The organism is Planktothrix paucivesiculata PCC 9631, from assembly GCF_900009265.2.
Classification (GTDB): domain Bacteria; phylum Cyanobacteriota; class Cyanobacteriia; order Cyanobacteriales; family Microcoleaceae; genus Planktothrix; species Planktothrix paucivesiculata.
Map to the genome: position 1 here is coordinate 1 of NZ_LR735099.1, position 398 is coordinate 398.

Here is a 398-nt window from a genome sequence, read left to right on the forward strand (position 1 = left end):
AACCAATGGTCAAAGATAGAGTAACGCCAGGTGGGACAATCAAAGACATAAACTCGTTGGCGAGTGCCGTCGGGTAACTTAATTTGGCGCACACATTTGAGGGGTAGACCGATTTTATTCCTCAACACATCCTGCACAATCCGAATCGGCGAGGCTTTGCTATCGGGACTAATCCCCAGATAATCCCCCACATCTCGACTGAAGCCAATCACCTTATCTGCAAACTCCAGAATTTCCTCAGACTCCGAAGTAAACTCTCTATCTAGCTCAAGTAAAGTATCAACTCCTAATAGTTTCAACACATGAACTTGTGCTGATAATAATTTAATATCCTGCAAACAAGCTTTTCCTTCCCCTAGTTCTAATTGTCTTTCTAAATAACGTTTATCCCGTTGATG

The 398-nt window shown here is 42.5% G+C and carries 1 pseudogene; it reads right to left on the reverse strand.

Features of this window, described 5'->3' with window-relative positions:
* Positions 1-398: pseudogene (locus PL9631_RS26470) on the reverse strand (plasmid replication protein, CyRepA1 family); the annotation flags it as partial.